This window comes from Pedobacter sp. (assembly GCF_965249885.1).
Classification (GTDB): domain Bacteria; phylum Bacteroidota; class Bacteroidia; order Sphingobacteriales; family Sphingobacteriaceae; genus Pedobacter.
Map to the genome: position 1 here is coordinate 3,670,154 of NZ_OZ252254.1, position 14,693 is coordinate 3,684,846.

Annotated in this window: 9 protein-coding genes; 2 read left to right on the plus strand and 7 right to left on the minus strand. The window is 45.3% G+C overall.

Features of this window, described 5'->3' with window-relative positions; all coding sequences use genetic code 11:
• Positions 1 to 102: 102 nt before the first annotated feature.
• The 7 genes from ACY2A0_RS15595 to ACY2A0_RS15625 form a co-directional block, all read right to left on the minus strand.
• Positions 103 to 2,907 carry a M16 family metallopeptidase gene (locus ACY2A0_RS15595; protein WP_461791644.1) on the minus strand — a complete coding sequence of 935 codons (2,805 nt, stop codon included), beginning with the start codon at positions 2,905 to 2,907 and terminating at the stop codon, positions 103 to 105.
• A 77-nt stretch (positions 2,908 to 2,984) separates the two neighbouring features.
• Positions 2,985 to 5,333 (minus strand): Gldg family protein, encoded by a 2,349-nt coding sequence (locus ACY2A0_RS15600; RefSeq protein ID WP_461791645.1) that lies wholly within the window; start codon positions 5,331 to 5,333, stop codon positions 2,985 to 2,987.
• The gene (locus tag ACY2A0_RS15605; RefSeq protein WP_461791646.1) at positions 5,330 to 6,268 is read right to left on the minus strand and encodes an ABC transporter ATP-binding protein; all 939 of its coding nucleotides are present in this window, start codon (positions 6,266 to 6,268) and stop codon (positions 5,330 to 5,332) included. Before ACY2A0_RS15605 ends, ACY2A0_RS15600 begins: the two co-directional genes overlap by 4 nt.
• Positions 6,269 to 6,349: 81 nt before the next feature.
• The gene (locus tag ACY2A0_RS15610; protein WP_461791647.1) at positions 6,350 to 7,864 is read right to left on the minus strand and encodes a RagB/SusD family nutrient uptake outer membrane protein; all 1,515 of its coding nucleotides are present in this window, start codon (positions 7,862 to 7,864) and stop codon (positions 6,350 to 6,352) included.
• A gap of 17 nt (positions 7,865 to 7,881) precedes the next feature.
• Positions 7,882 to 11,352, minus strand: a complete 3,471-nt coding sequence (locus ACY2A0_RS15615; RefSeq protein WP_461791648.1) for a SusC/RagA family TonB-linked outer membrane protein — start codon at positions 11,350 to 11,352, stop codon at positions 7,882 to 7,884.
• Positions 11,353 to 11,724: 372 nt separating this feature from the next.
• Complete coding sequence (locus ACY2A0_RS15620; RefSeq protein WP_461791649.1) at positions 11,725 to 12,849, minus strand: FecR family protein; 1,125 nt, start codon at positions 12,847 to 12,849, stop codon at positions 11,725 to 11,727.
• Between the two features lie 110 nt (positions 12,850 to 12,959).
• Complete coding sequence (locus ACY2A0_RS15625; RefSeq protein ID WP_461791650.1) at positions 12,960 to 13,556, minus strand: RNA polymerase sigma factor; 597 nt, start codon at positions 13,554 to 13,556, stop codon at positions 12,960 to 12,962.
• A 205-nt stretch (positions 13,557 to 13,761) separates the two neighbouring features.
• Here ACY2A0_RS15625 and ACY2A0_RS15630 point away from each other — a divergent pair, with 205 nt between their 5' ends.
• Together ACY2A0_RS15630 and ACY2A0_RS15635 are read left to right on the plus strand one after the other, a co-directional pair.
• Positions 13,762 to 14,238, plus strand: a complete 477-nt coding sequence (locus ACY2A0_RS15630) for a hypothetical protein (protein WP_461791651.1) — start codon at positions 13,762 to 13,764, stop codon at positions 14,236 to 14,238.
• Positions 14,239 to 14,375: 137 nt separating this feature from the next.
• A complete protein-coding gene (locus tag ACY2A0_RS15635) occupies positions 14,376 to 14,663 on the plus strand; it encodes a DUF4134 domain-containing protein (RefSeq protein ID WP_461791756.1) in 288 nt (95 codons plus the stop codon).
• The last annotated feature ends 30 nt before the right edge of the window (positions 14,664 to 14,693 follow it).

The following is a 14,693-nucleotide window of genomic DNA, read 5'->3' on the forward strand; positions in this document are numbered from 1 at the left end:
CATTGGAACAATTTAAAAAAAGGCAAGACTCTTTTGGATATCTTGCCTTTTCAGTATTTAGATTTTTGTTGTAATACTTATAGACCTCCCAAAATTTGAAGGTTATTTTTTTGATCCTTTTTGAGCCTTTCCATTAGGCAATAGCACTATTCTTATAAAGTTTTTATCGCTCAAATATTTATTTGCTGTTTCTTGTACATCAGCGACGGTCATCTTACCCAAAATATAGTTGTACTGGCCGATAGCTTCAAGTGGTTCGCTGTTCAGAAGCTGTTCGACAACATAATTGTGCCAGAAGTTATTCGATTTTAGCTGAAGTTCGATGGATCGCTGTGTCTCCGCCTTGAACTTTTCCAGGTTGACCTGTGAGGGCCCCGATGTCCTGATTTTGCTGATTTCGTCCATTGCTGATGCGATCAGGTTTTCTACATTCTGCGGGGCGCAGCCGAACGAGATGGTCAGGCTGAACCGTCCGTGTGGCAGTTTGGTCGTAGCGACCCCGACCCTGGGAGAATAAACTCCGCCTTCGTCCTCCCTCAGGCGTTCTAACAGACGGATCTGGATATTTTCCTTTAGGGCATCCATTTTCAGTTCGTTCTCGAAGGAATAGTCGAACGGGCCCGAAAGCACCAATAGGACGGAAGCCTTATCCTCAGTTCCCCTGTGAACGGCCTTGGTGATCTTCCCAGCTGGGATTTCTAGGTTCAGGTCTCTAGCCTGTTCTTTTTTATCAAGTGCGGGCAGGCTGGCGATATAACGCTCCAAGAGTGGCTTGATGGCATTGGTGTCGATGCTGCCGGTAAAGACAAAGGTAAAACCGGAGGCATCGGAGAAGCGTTCTTGATAGATCTTGAATGCCTTGTCCAGGTCTATCTGGTCAATTGTGGCGATAGTTTGCGGGGCTCGGCGCACGTTGTAGTTGCTCAAGACTGCACTAACGGTATCATTGAAGGCCTTCGTAGGATCGCGCTGCGCATTGGCCAGTGCTGCCTTTGAGCGGGCCATAAAATTGTTGAAAAGAACCGTGTCTTTACGGGGCTGGGTAAAATAGGCATACATCAGTTGCAGTGCCTGTTCCAGGTCTTCCACGGTGCTGCTGCCATTGATGCCCTGCTGCCGCTCGTTTACCACTGGACGGACGCTGAACTGTTTACCTGCAAGGTATTTCGATATGGCTGCATCATCATAATTACCTGCGCCAAAGGAGGGGATAAGGTTGGCCGCTTCGGCCGACCTGAAATCTGCGTCGCTGTAAAGCGAGGTTCCCCCTTCTGATACCCCAGTAAATATAATCTCGTCATTTCTGAAATCAGTTGGTTTGAGCAATACTTTAACGCCATTACTTAAGATCATAGTAGTTATATTCAGTGCTTTATTATATTCTGTTTTACTGATTTTTCCGGCAACAGGGGCTTTATCAAGTAAGTTTTTTGTTGACACTTCTTCATGGTAGGCCGTTAATTTCTCTTTTTCAACAGCTGCTATCCAGCTCATAAAAGCCTTTTGGGTCGGCAATAGTGTTTTGTCTTTTTCTGGAGCGGTGATTAGTATGTCCCTGTCACCAGTTTTAATCATTTTTTTAAAAGAGGTGTTTAACTCATCAACGCTTAGTGTTGGGAGCAGGTCCTTGACCAATGCGTATTCAAAGTCTATGCCTGGTGCCGCTGTACCCTTCAGAAAATGCTGTACATATTCATTTACATAACCTTCGGAACTTGTTTTGCTTTTCTCTTTCCATGAAGCGTTTATCTGGCTAAAGTACACCGTTTTTGCACGTTCAAGTTCGGTGGCGGTAAAGCCATAGCGCCTAGCCTGTTCATTTATCCTCCACGCTGCTTTAAATCCATTTTCCAACTCGCCTGGTTTTGCTGTTACCGTTAGAGAATAGTTGTCTAAGTTAGCTATAAAGCCACCTATTGCAGCACCTGCGTTTAGATACGGAGGGTTGGGCTGTCGTTGCACCTCAGAGTACCTGTCGCCTATCATGATGTTGATTAATTCCCTTGCTATAGATTGTCGGTAATTTTCAACGGTATGCAGATCCAATTTTGGTTGCTTTATGATCAGTTCTGCAGAAGTTGCGGTCACTTCAGGGTCTGTCATGGCAATAAATTGATTCATGCCAGTAAGCGGTATTTCGTATGCCGGTCTTGGTTTTTCCTTATCTGGATTTTTCAGATCAGAGAACTTATCCTTAATATTCCTTTCGATCGCATCTACATCGATATCGCCCACAACGATTAGGGCCTGAAGGTTGGGACGGTACCAGTCATGGTAGAAACGCTGTATCGCACTGGGCTTGAATTTGGTTATTACGTTTGGTATACCGATGGGTAACCGGCTAGCATATATCGATTTGTTTACGATAATAGGAAAATACTTGGTTCGAAGCCTATCGGCTGCGCCTTTTCCAAGTCGCATTTCTTCCATTACTATGCCTCGTTCCTTTTCAATCTCGGTAGAGTCGAGGATAGCATCCTGGGCCCAGTCGCGCATAATCTGCAAGCCAAGCTGAACAATCTCCGGCTTATCGGAGGGCACGGGCAGTTGATAAATGGTTTCGTCAAAACTGGTAGAGGCATTCAGATCGGCACCAAAACGAACTCCCGCTTTTTGAAGATAGTCTACCAATTGGTTTTTTGGGAAATTTTTGGTCCCGTTAAAGCTCATGTGTTCCATAAAGTGGGCGAGGCCCTGCTGGTCGTCGTCCTCTAATACCGACCCCACTTTGTTAACCAGATAAAATACTACCCGGTTTTTGGGCTCCTCATTATGCCGAATGTAATACGTAAAGCCATTGGACAGCTTCCCAGTACGTACATTTGGGTCCAAGGGTATCAGCTGAGCCCAGCCTTGGTAAAATGCAATCAGCAGTAGAGCTGTTGCGATAATTTTTTTAATGTTCATGAATTTTGGATTATAATGTCTTGGTTGTTTGGTTCTCAGTTTTGTTTTCGAAGTGCCCACTTTTATGATCTAAAGAATCATTTCCTCCTTCTCCTGATCAATACAGTAGCGCCTATGGTGATGATAATGGAGGGAATGATGCCCCGATAAAGCCACATCAGGCCTGTTATCTGCTCCTTGGTTATAGTGATTTCTATGTCTTTAGCAGGCGGACGATTAACGTAGCTCGGATAGGTGCCGTCGCTGAACCATCGAAAAATACCATGCAGATAAAGTTCATTAAATACACTTCTTTCGCGTGAAAATTCGCCATTACTAATGAAGTCGGCATCCCCCGATACGACGATGCGCTGCTGTTTGCCTTTTAATGTCCTGGTGAGCGCTACACTGATCGGAAAAACTCCCTTTTCATCCCCCTGCTCTGCATTGAAGCTAAGATTCGCGGTCGAAAGGTCAAGTGGGCCTAGGTTGGACTGTCCGACCCCCTTCTCATTAATACCTGAAGCAGACACCTTGTTCCAGCTGCCAGCTGCACTCATCAAAAGTGGTGTTGCCCGAAATCCACTCGATGGGATAAGAGTAATCGGCGCGGCATTTTGTATGCTTACCGGTAGCTTGTCTTTTTGCATACGGGCTAGGTTCGGATCTATTGCAGCAGCTTGCTCACTTAATTGCGCATCGATATAACCTGGTGTTACCGCTTTGCCAGGTTCAACTATGATACCTTGCTTCAACTGTATACCAAGCTGAAGCAGTACTGGATTGATAATTTGCTGTCTTCCCGGTTCGGTGGTAATCAACATATTTCCACCTCTGCTAATGTAGGCTAAGATCTTTTTCATCTGGTCTTCGTTGAACGGCACGGTGGGATCACCGATGACCAAAATATCGGTATTAGCGGGAATGGCCTGTTTATGCAGGTTCAGCGTATCGACATCAAAGCCCTGATTTACCAAAGCTTTGCGACGTATCTTCAGGGTGCTTATATTCTGATAACTACCGTCTGCCTGGCTATCGGTTTCCCTTTCACCGTTCCCGGTAACAAAAACCACACGGGGTGCTGGGGAGATAAGTCTTTTTAAAGCGGCGTTCGTTTCAGCCTCGCTTGCATAGGGGTCCAGCTCACGCACAAAAAAACGTAGATAAGTACTTTTGCCGTTGTATTCGAGTTTTCTCAACAGCAGAAAGCCCTCGTCGGTCAGATCGATTCGTTTCTTTAATTCTGTGGGAGATATAAATAGTTCTCGGCGAACGCCCAGCGAACTGGCTACTTGGTCTGCAATCTTATCAATATCATTAACCCCTTTTAGGTCAGGACTATATTTAAATTGATGGTAATTCGTGTCAATAGGTTTCTGATAATAATAGACGTAATCCATCTGCATGCCTGGTATAAAGCGTCTGTAGCTTTCCATCCGCGCCAAATCGGTGTTTCTGGATTGGGGCAATACGTGCCACAGGTTCGGTGCAAGCAAATTTGCGTAGGTGGTTACCTTTAAGGGACCTTTTATTTTTTTAGCGATTTCCTGGCTTGTCTTTGCGATGGTAAGGGATTTGCCACTGGTAACGTCTAGGTATCCAGTAATTGAAGGGCGCGATGTAATGTATCCCAGCATGAGGGCAACTAATACAAGTACGGCGTAACGGCCAGCTTTGACTGTTGCAGACCTTAGCTCACGTTCTGCTTTTAAGCGCAATAGGCAAAGCATTAGGAAAGAAGAAATGATGATGAGATAATAGAATACATCCTTGGTAGTGATCAGTCCAGATAGCATGTTTTCAGTACGGCCTGATATAGAAAGAAAGTAAGTAATATCTCGTATGAAGTCATACTCCTGTCCAAGGGTGCCCACATAGCGCATTATGGTGAACAATGCCAATGTGCTGATGGCTGCTACTACCTGATAAGTGGTAAGGCAAGACATAAACAGTCCTATGGCGGCATAAGTACAGATGAGCAGATATAGACCAATCAAGCCCGAACAGATTATCCCTACATCAGCATGTGATACAAAGATGCTACCTGTTATCGCGTATAGTGTTAACACTCCGATAAGGAGAAGACCATATATTATGATGGCCAGGTACTTTCCCAGGATTATTTCGTTGAGCTTCACCGGCGACGACAACAGAAGTTTAATGGATCCGCTACTGGTCTCACGGCTCATCAGACCCATTGTTAAAATAGGCAGGTACAAGTATAGATAACCCTGCATTGTCGTAAACAGACCCGATTGGCCGATGAAAAGTGCGGAGGTTATCGGTTGGGCCTGATAGCCCAGGGATATTAGTGTACGCGTACCCTGCAGGGTATCTAAAAATGTGATGCCACATTGAATCATGAAGATGGTCAGTACCAGCCACGCCACAGGCGAATAAAACATGATGCTGAGTTCTAACCTTGCTATTTTGAATATTTTTCTCATCTGCTATGTTCTTGGTGTTTGTTAGATAATTGTGCAAATACTTCATCGAGGGAGCTTTTCTCCAGCATGATCTCTTTTAACTCCCATCCCTGTTTAACGCTCATTTCCACTATTTTTTTTGAAATGTCTGTTGATGCATTGAATCTGAACCTCATGCGTCCATTGTTCAGTACATCTACACTGGTTATCCCCGGTATGGCATTTAGTTCCTCCATTGATGGCGGGTTGTCCATAACTGTCAACAGCGTATCGGGCATGAGGTAATTGTTAAAGGCGTCCATTGTGTCCGCAAAGACCATGCGCCCGTTCTCGATCATCTTGATTTCCTGGCATATGGCCTGGACTTCAGAGAGGATGTGCGATGAAAATATGACGGCCCGTTCCTCGGCAATCTCCCTGATCAGCTTTCGGACCTCCAATATCTGGTTGGGGTCAAGTCCGTTGGTCGGCTCATCTAGTACCACCAGTTTAGGTTGGTGTATGATAGCCTGGGCAATTCCCACCCGTTGTCTATAACCACCAGAAAGGTTACGCAACAACCTGTTGGCAAAATGGTTAACTCCGCATTTGGCCATCACATCGGCGACAGCCTGCTTTATCGCGTACTTATCTATATCGCGTAATTCGGCGCAATAAGTGAGGTATTCTTGGACAGTTAGCTCCAGATGAAGGGGTGCGTTTTGCGGCAGAAATCCTAATAATTTTTTAGCGGCTTCGGGCTGTTGCCTCATATCGATGCCATCGATATGGACACTGCCCTCGGTTTGGTTAAGCACGCCGCATAAAATATTCATAGTGGTTGATTTTCCTGCACCGTTTGATCCCAGTAAGCCCACAATACCCGTTTTGTCTATTTCGAAGTTAATATCGCGAATGGCCCAGTCGCGGCTATACCGATGCGAAAGGTTTTCTATTTTTACGATGCTCTGTTTCAAGTTTTTGTAATTTTAGTGTATAGTTGTTCCATCCGGAATGGTTTTCTGGCCATTCCGGTGGATATTAAAGGTCAAATTAAGCTATGGGTTATTTACCATGCCTGGATTCTGGTTTACGTAGCTCGGCGGCAGGCGCAAGGTAAGCCTGTTGGGAGTAAGTGTGTAAGTAGTTGCATTTGTGTCATCTGTGTATAGGAAATGCTGCGCCGCGGGCTGGCCCGAAAAAATTGGATCGGTTGACAGTCGCCTCATATCGAACCAATGATGTCCCTCTGCGGCAAACTCTCGGATCCTTTCTTCAATGATAAACCTCACAAGTGAGGCATTGTCCACTTGGGCACTGGCGGGAACTGTAGCCTCAGCAGGTACTATCCTGTTAGACCTAAGTATATTAAGATCAGCTAGTGCGGCACTTATGTTCCCGTTACGGGCTTCCGCTTCCGCCTTTAAAAGGATCAGATCTGGCAACTCAACGCCTATCCTTATGTACTTTAGGTTATTACGTTGTAATCTGCCACCTGGTATTGGAGTGGTCATATCAGGCTGGATATCAGTGTAAAATTTCAAGCGCCAGTCGTTTGGCGAGAACAAGGCAATTGTTTTCGATGGGATTGTTAAAAAATTAGTAGGAAACTGAAAACCGTTATAGGTTCCGGCATAGGTAAATACAGCCCACATTGATTCCTTGACATCGCTGGCGTTGGTGAATGGAGAGTTAGGCCCATATAGTGGATCTATAGGTAAAAATGATCCCCCCGGAGCCAACTCGATATTGTAATCATATAACTTTGGAGGAGTCTTCATAGAGGCCATGTCGGCAAATGCCCTGTTCAGCATGGTGATTGCGTCGTTATATCTGCCCATAAAAAGGTAGATCTTTCCAAGGATTGCCTCGGCAGCTCCTCTGGACACACGCGTTTTCATTACAGGGTCAACAGGCAGATTGGCGATGGCCTGGGTAAGATCACTGATCATAAAATCATAAGATTGCTGCACAGTACCCCGGTCGAACGTTTTAACTGTTATATCCGAAGTTTTGATTACAGGGAAGCCAGGGTCGGTGCTGGCAGAGGCCGGATTATATGGTTTTGTAAAGTAGTTTACCAGCTGAAAATTGGTAAATGCCCGCTGGGCCATGGCTTCAGAACGGAGGCGTAATTTTTGTTGTTCAGTTCCCCCCGCTGAACCCGAAACATCGTTTATGATTTTATTGAGGATATAGATGTTTTTCAGCAATACCGACATAAACTGGGGTTTGCTGGCATCCGCATCAGTTGGCGGATCGGTTTCGGGAAAGATATTTGCTTCCCATTGAAACAAGGCACGAGCGCCTGGGTAGCCTGTACCCAGAAAATTATAGGCGTATTGTTCGGCCGAAACTTCTGCACCCATTAGCGCTGCAGGCTGGTAGATACCTGCACCGCCAGTACCGAGTACATAAAAGTTTGACCCATTCATTAATTTGTCATAGTCGTCATACGTTACTGCTACAATATTTCCTTTTGGAACTATTTCAAGAAAGCTTTTTTTGCATCCGCACAAAACAACCGACAGAAATGTAATGGTAGCTACTGTTACATATTTATGTAATTTCATCGTCTTTTATATTATGTTTAGAAATTAATGCTAGTACCCATGGTAAGGGTACGTTGGTTAACAGGTATTGAGCGAATACCAGCGGCTACCTCCTGAAATTCTGGATTGATACCATATTTGTTTGCCTTCCATAGCATAATATTGTTTACCTGTAACCTCAAGGAAGCGCTTTGTATTTTCAGCCATCGTAGTAATTTGGGTGCAAGTTCATAACTTAAGGCAACTTCGTTCAACTTGAGGTAGGAGGCGCTCACCACATTGATGTCTGCAGAAGTATAAAATGGTATACTGCGGTTGGTATAATCGTCTACGGATAGGTAGCCCGGAATATTGGTGTTTTTTTCATCTCCGGGCGTTTGCCATCTTTGCAAAAATTCAACATTTAGATTCCCTCCAAGATTGTTGTTTGCCGTAATCATGCCAGAATAGAACTGATTCACGTCTCTACGCATTACCGCCCCCAGGCTATAGTACATATTGACCGAAAGCTGGAACTGTTTGTATCTGAAATTATTAACTATGCCGCCATTTACTTTTGGAACGGTAGTGCCCATGTATACAAGGTCGTCCCCGGTTGGCTTGTCTGGCGCTGAGGTGATTGTGCCATCTTTCAGATAGACCTGAGGATATCCTCTGTTATCCAATCCGGCATACTTAAATGCAAAAAGCGAATTACGGGGGTATCCTATTACATTGGAACCACTCAATTTGAAAAAAGGAGCATTCTCGTAACTTGAGGGAATTTGGTATTCTACGATTTTATTCTTGTTATGGCCCAGTAAAAAGCTGCTTTGCCAACTGAAATCGTTGGTCTTTAAGTTGACACTATTGAGGGTCAAACTGATGCCATTGTTGACCAGCTTGCCGATATTGGCCGTAGAGGAGGTCGCCCCGGTGAAATAATTGACCGGAGAGTTGCCCAACAGGTCGGTAGTGTTTTTGTGATAGTATTCGATAGAGCCATTGAGGCGTGATTGAAGTATCGCAAAATCAACGCCAAGGTTAGTCGTACGGGTCGCTTCCCAGCTGAGCTTGGCGTTCTTTGCGGTCGCCAGTTGATAGGCGGGACCTCCAATGACCGGGTAGCTGTAATTGCTCAATCTTTCTGCATATAGAACATCGTAAAACGTTGCCGCACCAACATAAGGTGAATTGCCGGTTACGCCATATGTTGCACGCAGTGCCAATGCATCGAGCCATTTTATAGTCGAAATGAACCCCTCATTTTTAAGGTTCCACTTGATACCTGCACTGAACGCCGGTTTGTTTTGGGCGGATATATCGCTCCCAAATAGGTTGCTATGATCAGTTCTCCAACTTGCATCGATGCTATATTTCTGATTAAGCGTGTAGCTTGCCAATGCAAAATAGGAACTGTAGCGATACATGTTCTCTTCCTCAGAGAAAGGCCTCTGCAGATATCCACCGTATCCGCCTATGGTACCAAATACGCCGTTGTTTAAGGTCTGGTAATCAATTAACGGATAGGTTTGTAACTGGGGGTCATAACCGTAAATGGAACGCTGACTTATTTTGCTGAAATTTTCATTCGCCTCCTGTCCGATCTGTAAAGAGAGCAGGTCATTGCCACCACGCCCCGAAAAGTTATAAGCAAGTTGGTTGCGGACAGTCCAACGACGCTGGTTGTTGTCTGATGAGTTGTAAAATTCACCCTCTACAGGTATCAGATAGCTGGGTGGATCTCCTGCAAATGTATTGTTGAGCAGCTGTCTGCGGTAAGCGTAGGATCTATTGTCCTGTGTAAACAACATATTGGTAGGGGATACAGCATACCCATAGGTACCCAAGTATTGGAGCCCTTTCCAGATATTAACCGTTGCATTCCCGACCAGGTTTATCGCATAGGAATTTGTTTTACTGTTGGTGTAATTCAACTCGTCAAACAGCTGGTAGGTACCCATGTCGATCTGGCTTAGGTCAGAATAGTTCTTGATCACATCGGCCGTCCAGCCAGAAAGAAACGGCATGTTGATATTGTTGCCGTTTTGGTCCCTGAACAACTGATATGGAAGAACGTCCGCTCCTGGTGAGAAATTGCCCCTCGAAGATCTGATGTTGTTTGCCAACTGCGTGTTCAAAGAAAACAAAAACCGTTCATTTGGATTAAATGTTTGGGTTAGGTTGATTTTGTAGGATGTACTATTTTCGCCTATCGTCGAAGCTATAGCGTTAGCGTACCCCAAGGAGCCATATACGGAGTATGTACGGGCTCCCCCTGATAGTGAGATGGTGTGATTGGTGGTATAGGCGTTACGGAACCATAAATCTTTTACCTGGTTCGTGTTGTCCATGGAGGCAATGCTGTCCAGCTTGGCCTTGGCCATTGCAGGGGATATGGTTCCCTGTTCCTGGTCATATAGCACCTGCTGACTCGGAGAAATTGGCGTATAATTATAGGGGCTATTGATCGAACTGTAGGGATAGTTCAATGGGTCGAACAATTGCTTGGAGACGTCGATATACTGTCCGCTGGTCAAATACCTCCCGCGTGCGTAATCAAAGTCAGGTTTACCGTCCAGGTTAATAAAGCCATTATATGATATATTTAGCGCCTGATTGCGGCTTCCCGATTTGGTTACAACAACTATAACCCCGTTGGATGCCTGCGCCCCCCAGATGGCCGCCGCAGCGGCATCTTTCAATACCGTAATGTCAGTAATATCGTCCAGGTTAATCGCACTGAAATCGGACACGATGACGCCGTTAACCACATATAGTGGCTGTGTATTTAAATTGATGCTGCTTTCCCCACGTATGACAGCGCTTCGTGTTCTAGCTCCTGTAGTCCTATCATTGGTATAATTGCCAATGCCCATTGGCTTGAGCAGAAGCTCTGGCACCTGTCCCTCTAGCCGGTTGATTAGGTCGAGCGTGCTAGACCTGTTGGTGATGACTCTCATGTCGGGTTTTGAGAACGAGCCAGTGGCGCGTTCCTTTGAAAGGGTTTGATAGCCTGTCTGGATCTTGACCTCGACTAATTGTGCCACATCACTGTGTAATACGATTGTTTGAAAGGGCATGTCGGCTGTAACTGTAAATGTTACGGTTTTAAATCCTATAAAAGACACGCCGATCTCATCACCGACCTCAGCATCCAGATTAAAAAGTCCCTTCTCGTTTGTAACAGAAGTTGCCGCATTGGGACGTCCACCAGCTCTTTTGGCAAAAAATATCGTCGCCCGGCTAAGTGGGTTGCCTAACGTGTCTGTTACCAGGCCCCTAACCTGAACGGTCGATACGAAAAATCTTTTGATAACCCGAAGGACAGACGGGGGCACCGGTTTCAAAATAATATTGTTACCGACAATGGAGTAGGTGGCAGGAAGGTCCGCAAAGCACGCGTCAAGCGCTTTTTCAATCGATACATTGGTAACCTTTACGGTAATACTGGGGATTTTTAGCTTGTCTTCATCGTATATAAAATTATATCCTGTTTGCTTTTCTATTTTAAGCAAAACGTTTTCCAATGGGGAATTTTTCTCGGAAAGCGTCACCTGGCTGAAACTTTTTGCACTGACCTGCAGCAGCCCAACGAGAAGGAATAATGTTGACAGCTTCATAATTCTGAAGAATTGTTTGAGATTTGAGCCAGCCAATGGCTTGGCTGTCAAATTAGCTTGAAATTTCATTACATTTGTGATGTTTGGATTAATACATTAAACTCAGTTCCAATTTGTTTATCCCGTTTACCGGGAAGGGTTAATCCAAAAACTTGCCGTAGCTGTGCTCCAACACAGTTGCGGTTTTTTATGGTAACCCGACTTGCTGCTAAGATCGTTGTCGTAAATAGTAGGTCATTTTCTTGTTTGTTTAGTGAATGGTTTATCGGTTGTTTGTCTTTATTGCTTTATGATGATGATCTTCCGTCCCTCGGTTTTAAACTTTATACCTAGTCCATTGATGATCTTGAGTACTTGGGACGCATTGGCTCTCCGTTCTAATTTGCCGGTAATAGCTACCGGTGGTATACCCTCTTCATAGACAACTTCGACGTCATACCAGCGTGCAAACTGCCTCATTACCGTCGGGAGATCAGCCCTTTTGAACCTAAAAAGTCCCTTTTGCCATGCTACTGCGGTTTCCGTGTCCCCCGGATTTACCTTAATGGTTTTGCTGCCGTTTTCTGTTGCGGCCTCTTGGCCGGGTTTAAGTAGTGCGGCATTTGCACCCTTGGAGACTTTGACGCTACCTTGTAATAAAGTGGTTGTGACGGTATTTTCGTCTTCATATGAATTGATGTTGAAGTGCGTACCCAATACCTCAACTACTTGGTTTTTGCTATTTACCCTAAATGGTTTAGATGCCATGTGCGATACTTCGAAATATACTTGCCCAGTAATTTCTACCCTTCGTTCATCTCCCTGGAAGACAACGGGGTAGCGTATGGACGATGCCGCATCAAGCCATGCAATCGTGCCGTCCGATAAGATTATACGATAGGTGCCGCCAGCGGGCGTAGAAAGCATATTGTATACGGGCATCGCCTTTATCGCCGCCGTTCGGGCCGCATAGCTCACTGTACCATCGGTTGTTTTAACTACTGCCGACTGTTGCTCATCTGCCAGTTTACCATTAGTTGCCCCGGTGAGCACAATCTGCTTTCCATTACTCAAGGTAAGCACTGCCTTATCACTGCCCGGCTGCAAGCGATTACCTAGCATTTCTATCACTTCCAATTGATCCTCAGGTCGATGTACGGAATAGTAGATGCCTACGGAAAGACAGATAAAAGCAATCGCTGCTGCTATGCGGTAAATAAGTTTTAGGCGCATTGCCGGTCGCCGGTTAATCGGTAGGACAGCCCATATGTTTTCCAGATCTTTTTCACGTTCCTTCGCCGACAAGTCTCTGCCTTCGAAAGGTTGGTACTGAAGATACCAGCTCTCGATGAGGTCTCTTTCCTCATCGGTACATTCTCCGGCGTTGTATCGCTTCAGTAAATTGGTTATATCTTGTTTCGGCATAAAGTATGAATCTTTTCATATCTAATATAACCAAGACAGGAAGCCAGGGGTGCAGGGGTTAGGAGAAACAAAAATATTTCTCAAAAAAAATATAGTTGCAATAAAAAATATTAAAGTTTAGATAGTAAAATCAGATAAAGTAATGGTCCTAATCGATTTCTGAGTTCTTTTAGGGCATTTTTCATTTGTTTTTTTACCGTCTCCTCTGAAATTTGTAGTTTTTTCGCAATTTCCTTGTGTGATAGGTGGGATTTTCGGCTTAATTCGAATACTTCTCTCATTTTTGGAGGAAGGGCGGCTATTTCTTTTTCGATAATAGCTGATAGTTGGTTTTTGCGGACCAAATGGTCGGTGCCGCCGGTATATTGGGTAGCGAAGTCGGACAAGGAGTCTATATATTTGGACTCGACCTCCCTATGCTCGATAATGTTGAGCACCCGGTTGCGAATTGCGGTATATAGATAGGCGGAAAGGGTAGACATTAACACGATATCTTCGCGCTTGATCCAAAGATTCGTAAAAAGTTCCTGTATCACATCGTTCGTAGCATCTCTGTCACCGAGCTTTTTGTACGCATGGGCATGCAATAACCATTTGTAACGATTGTATATCTCGGTATATGCCCCTTCGTTGCCCTGGCGAAGCAGGAGGACTAGGTCGTGGTCAGATATATCATGTGATTGTATCAAATTAAAAAAATAAAACATCAAAGTTAGGTAAATATCGAAAGAAACCAAAAATCTGTCGAATGAGTTCGTTTTGATTACGGTTTTTCCAGCGCCTTGCTACGATCGACTTTCGTTGGTGATATTTTTATTTATCTCTACTAGAGTAATCCTTTTTTTTTTACTTATCAGTTTTGTCTCTGTCTTCCGCCGGCAATGGAGCCGGTGGGATTGTAAATCTTTAGATATGTTGTTTCAGAATTTTTCTTGGCAGGATTTCCTGCTGGCAGCGGCGCTGCTTTCTGTGCTGTGGTATGTGCTGTTGTGGCTATTCCTTTTTAGGGGTAGGCCCAGTGTCTTGGGAGCGCCTGCCAATGGCGGAGCTCGCGGTGCTGATGTTTTTGATGGGATAGAAGAGAACCTGCTGGGCAGACCGGTGATGGCCGAAGGGGAAAAGGTGGTCGGAGCCGATGATTTTGGTTTTGCAGGAGCTGATCAGTTGGAGCAGCTGGGAGTGGTGGCCGATGTGCAGGAGCAGCTCAGGGTGACCTGTAGGGAACTGGAGAGCAGGCTTGCAGCAAAGGAAGAGTTCCTTTCGGTGATTTCCAGCGTGCTCAAGTGCTATCCAGTACCGCTGTCCTCCAGGCTGCCGCTGGAGGAATTTATCCGTGAACACCTGCCGTTCTTTGTGACGGAGGATGAAATGGATGGGCTCTGGGGCTAGTTCTTCTCGGCTATGGCATTGATTTCTTGGGCGGGTTTCTTGCGAATGGTAATGCGGCCGATGCCGCAATTAAGGGAAAGATCAAAACAAGGATGATGTTGTATAACAAGGGAATTTGTAGGGAATATTGGAAAAAGATGCTGCTGGTGGCAGGAATGCTTCAGTTTGGGGTGGTATTGGCGATGGCGCAGGACGGGGCCTCGGGGATCAATCAGGCGACCAGTCAGGTCAGGAGTTATTTTGATGCGGGATGTAATCTGATGTATGCTATCGGTGCAGTGCTGGGCCTGATCGGTGCGGTAAAAGTCTTTTCAAAATGGAATTCGGGGGAGCCCGATACCAATAAGGTAGCAGCGGCATGGTTTGGCAGTTGTGTGTTCTTGGTGATCGTGGCCACGGTGCTGAAGTCCTTTTTCGGGATATAACAATGGTGTTCAGGTGTGGCTTGCTTTGGG

What these genes read in the sequence shown, in the direction of transcription:
- ACY2A0_RS15595 (WP_461791644.1), bottom strand. Translation starts at nt 2,907, where the DNA reads ATGAACATTAAAAAAATTATCGCAACAGCTCTACTGCTGATTGCATTT.
- ACY2A0_RS15600 (WP_461791645.1), bottom strand. Translation starts at nt 5,333, where the DNA reads ATGAGAAAAATATTCAAAATAGCAAGGTTAGAACTCAGCATCATGTTT.
- ACY2A0_RS15610 (WP_461791647.1), bottom strand. Translation starts at nt 7,864, where the DNA reads ATGAAATTACATAAATATGTAACAGTAGCTACCATTACATTTCTGTCG.
- ACY2A0_RS15620 (WP_461791649.1), bottom strand. Translation starts at nt 12,849, where the DNA reads ATGCCGAAACAAGATATAACCAATTTACTGAAGCGATACAACGCCGGA.
- ACY2A0_RS15625 (WP_461791650.1), bottom strand. Translation starts at nt 13,556, where the DNA reads ATGTTTTATTTTTTTAATTTGATACAATCACATGATATATCTGACCAC.
- ACY2A0_RS15630 (WP_461791651.1), top strand. Translation starts at nt 13,762, where the DNA reads ATGTTGTTTCAGAATTTTTCTTGGCAGGATTTCCTGCTGGCAGCGGCG.
- ACY2A0_RS15635 (WP_461791756.1), top strand. Translation starts at nt 14,376, where the DNA reads ATGCTGCTGGTGGCAGGAATGCTTCAGTTTGGGGTGGTATTGGCGATG.